Raw genomic sequence first — 4,011 nt, forward strand, 5'->3', positions numbered from 1 at the left:
GAAAAGGTGTGAGGGACTAATTCCGAGCATAGTTCTGTTTGATAGGCCGCCCCGTAGTTCACCGCTCACTCCTTCGGATCTTCTGGTATTGTACTTTTTAAAGTTAATGATTATCTCACAAATCTAAGGGGCCGCCCCGCAACGATCTACTGATTACAATTCGGTTACTCGTGTTATAAAAAAATCCCGAACCGTACGATTCGGGATATGAGCCTCCAGTCGGGATCGAACCAACGACCTACTGATTACAAGTCAGTTGCTCTACCAGCTGAGCTATGGAGGCTTATTTTTTTCACTAGTTCCAAGCCAGTAGCTCTATCGTGACGACGAACCGCAGTTGAGCTATGGAGGCTTATTATCTGGTCTGATTTCAATCAGTTGCTCTATCGGTACGCCGAACCGCAGTTGAGCTATGAAGACAATCAATCGTGGGGCAAAAGTAGTGTTTGAAAATATACAGCGCAACTAAATCTTAGAAATATTTAGCTGCGCTGCACGAATTATCAAATCGCCTCCTGAATTACAGATAGTTGATGTTTCAATTCTTCCAGTTCCTCAGTAGCTTTTCTAATTTTATCCTCAAACTGCGCCTTCACCTTATCTGCTGATTTTGATTTGGCGAAAAATTCAATGTTATTTTCCCATAGAGCAATGTCATTTTCAAGGGTCGTGACTTTACGACGGATATCGCTTTCCTTACGGTTGAGGTTACGGCTGCTATCGCCCTTCTTGACCATAGCTACCTCGCTTTCCAAGATGACTTGTTCCTTCTGCTTGCTGGAAAGTTTTCCGACCGAACCCACGTAAGCGTTAATGGCATCGATGTAGCGCTTCTGGATTTTCTGCATCGCCTTGCGCGGCACAAAACCGATTTTGGCCCATTCAGCCTTGAAATCGTTAAGGTTGGCCAGCGTCGAATCACCGGGGTCGGCAGCAGCTTTTTCGATGCGTTCGCAGAGAGCTTCTTTTTGGGCCAGGTTTTCGTCGAACTCTTTATCCTGCTCCTTATTCTTGTTACGCTTATTGTTAAAATAGTTGTCGCAAGCTTGTTTAAAGCGTTTGTAAATCGAATTCTTGAATTTCTCCGGTACCTGCCCAATACCCTTCCACTGTTTCTGCAATTCGATGATGCGCTGCGTGTTGGCCGAGTTGTCCTCACCCGTTTCCAGGATAGCCTCTACCTCGGCGCAAAGTTCCTGCTTGGCTTTCAAGTTCACTTCGCGCTTACCCTCCAACTGTTTGAAGAACTCGCTCTTATTATTGAAGAAAGTTTTCAGCGCTCCCCAGAATTTCTTGCTTAAATCCTTGCCTTCGCCGCGGGGCATCGGACCTTTAACGGCCTGCCATTCCTCTTGCTGGGCAATGATTTCTCGCGTCTTGGCATTCCACTCATTGATGCTGCCAGAGTTGAAAGATGTGTAGGGAACGATGGCTTCGTAAATTTTCGATTTCTTCTCGTAAATCTCCACCATCGTCTTTTTCTGCTCATCGTACTGAGCGCGGCGGGCGTCGTAAAGTGCATCCAGCGATTCCTTGAAGCGCTGCCACAGTAATTCCTGCTCCTCACGCGGCGCGGGACCTATGTGCTTGTATTCCTCAAAAATCTGATTTCCCTCGTTCAGGATTTCACGGCTCATCGGGCGCTCAGCCAGCGTCTTGACCAAGGCCTCGATTTTCGCGCACAACTCTACTTTCAAATCAGAATTTTTCTTCCGGTCGAGTTCTTTTAACTCAAAGTAGATGTTGCGATTAGAAAAGTAACGATCAACGAGGGCGTTGTAAGTCGCCCAAAGGGTGCCGTTGTGCGCCGACGACACATTGCCCGCCTGCTTCCACTCTTCCTGTATTTTCTTAAATTCCTCCCAACTATTCTTGATGTCCGCCGCGCCTACTTCCTGGCTATCGTCGGTGTCCACGAGCTCGCGAAGACGTTGGAGTAGTTCGGTCTTCTGGTTGAAATTTTGATCGCGGTTCTTGTCGAGTTCCTGGAAAAAGGACTTCCGCCTGGTGCGGATTTCTTTCAACAGTTCTTCCACCCGACGTGTCTGCTCATCGTACGTGAACTCGAAACCATCCTCTGAACCAGTGTCGGCCACGTACTTTTCCTTTGCGGCGTCCCACTCGGTGCGCTTCATCTGGGTAAGGGCCGGGCGAATCTCCTTGATTATACCATCGATGCGCTTAATTTGCTTCATGCTAACGCCCGCTGCCGAAATCACCGCCAACTCTTTTTCCAAAGCCGCCGCCAGTTCTTCTTTGCTGGCGGTGGCGTAATCGAGTTCTTCGGTGTCGCTGTCGTCGGAATCATCGTCGTCGTCATCGTCCGAATCATCACTGGCTTCCTCGTCCTCATCTTCCTCATTACTGGCATCTTCAACCTTCTGCACTGCAGCTTCGGGCACGGCGGCTTCCGCAACCGCTCCCTCAGAAGTTTCTTCTACCTGAGCAGAAACCTCTTCATTATCACCGGTATCCTTCTCCGTTGGTTTTTCTTCTTCTATATTCGACTCAGCACTAACAGGATTTGGCACAGACTCGCCCCCCTTCTCTTCACCTTCCGAATCTTGAACATCAAGACTTGGCGCATCTTCATTCACTTTGTTTTCGTTGGAAGTTTCATCTCTCGGCTCCACCTGATCGGCCGCGTTTTCTGCTAATTCATAGGCCTTGGTAAGCAACTCCGGATTCTCGTGGGGAACGCCGGAAATTGCGACGGGCGTTTCGTCAACCTTCTCGGGCGCGGCAGATTCAGCATTTTCATGCGCCAGAGGTTGGTTGGAGTCGTGATCAGCGGCGGCATCGGCCATTTCGTAAGCTTTGCCCAACAACTCAGGATTTTCATCCACCGTGCCCGAAATCGCGACCGGTGTTTCTTCCTTCATTTCTTTCAGGTTTTCGGTGGGCTCCATCTCAGCATCCGAAGTATCCTTGATTGGTGGCACCAGCTTATCAGTTTCTATCTGATCCGTCCCATCGTCATTTGCCAGGTGCAAGTCGGGCGTCTGCGCCTCGGCCTCTTCCGTCGAGGCGGCCGCTAGGTCACTCGACACCTCCGGCTTCGAGGAATTATCGGTGTTCGGCTTGTTGGTCTCTGATGGGTTAGAGTTGACGGTTTCATCCTGCTTGTCTTCTGGTGCGTCGTGTTGTGGCTGAGTCATCGTATTCGGTTTTTCGTAAGTCGATCAAGGACAAATTTAACAATCTTTATTTGAAATGGTTAAATTTGCTTGGGTAAGCAAAAATCTACGATAATTGCATGAATGAGAATATCGCCGACCTTCGGAAGGAGTATACCAAGAATGGCTTAATTGAAGAAGAACTAGCCAATGACCCATTAATCCAATTCAAGAATTGGTTCGATGCAGCCCGGAACGCGGACTTGCCGGAACCCAACGCTATGCACCTCAGTACGGTAGGCGAAGACTGCCGCCCCAGCAGCCGGATCGTGCTACTGAAAGAATTGGATGCAGAGGGTTTTGTTTTTTATACTAACTACCACAGCAAGAAAGGCCGCGATTTGGTGCTAAATCTTTACGCCAGCCTGACATTTTTTTGGGTAGAGTTAGAAAGACAGGTACGTATTGATGGAAGAGTGAATAAGGTCAGCTCTGAGGAATCGGATGACTATTTTGCCGTCCGTCCACGCGGTAGCCAAATCGGGGCCTGGGTGTCACACCAAAGCGAAATCATACCGTCGCGCGAAATTCTGGAACAAAAACAAACCGACTATGAGCAGCAATTCGCCGATCACAAAGTACCGCGTCCGCCGCACTGGGGTGGCTACCGGCTGATTCCCGACCGCGTCGAGTTTTGGCAAGGACGCCCCAGCCGCTTGCACGATCGCCTCGTTTATGATCTAAGCGATGAAAAGTGGACAATCAGCCGCCTTTCTCCTTAGCAGAAAACGGATAAGTCCCCTACCCCCAATTGGCGTTTTGACGTGAAGCCTTCACCGTATTTTACGCCAATGGCGTGCCCCATTTCTTCGGCCCTGGCCCGAATAAAGTCCAG

General features: G+C 49.3%; 2 protein-coding genes and 1 tRNA gene. 1 reads left to right on the forward strand and 2 read right to left on the reverse strand.

The window, feature by feature from the left end; genetic code table 11:
* Positions 1 to 210 precede the first annotated feature (210 nt).
* Together ACEW8P_RS12340 and ACEW8P_RS12345 are read right to left on the reverse strand one after the other, a co-directional pair.
* A tRNA-Thr gene (locus ACEW8P_RS12340) sits at positions 211 to 283 on the reverse strand.
* 220 nt (positions 284 to 503) lie between these two features.
* Positions 504 to 3,158, reverse strand: a complete 2,655-nt coding sequence (locus ACEW8P_RS12345) for a DUF349 domain-containing protein (protein ID WP_373513383.1) — start codon at positions 3,156 to 3,158, stop codon at positions 504 to 506.
* Positions 3,159 to 3,256: 98 nt separating this feature from the next.
* On the opposite strand from ACEW8P_RS12345, the gene pdxH reads away from it, so the two are divergent.
* Complete coding sequence (pdxH, locus tag ACEW8P_RS12350) at positions 3,257 to 3,898, forward strand: pyridoxamine 5'-phosphate oxidase (RefSeq protein WP_373513384.1); 642 nt, start codon at positions 3,257 to 3,259, stop codon at positions 3,896 to 3,898.
* Positions 3,899 to 4,011 lie beyond the last annotated feature (113 nt).

Origin of the sequence: Persicitalea sp. (assembly GCF_041751555.1) — a bacterium.
GTDB lineage: Bacteria > Bacteroidota > Bacteroidia > Cytophagales > Spirosomataceae > Persicitalea.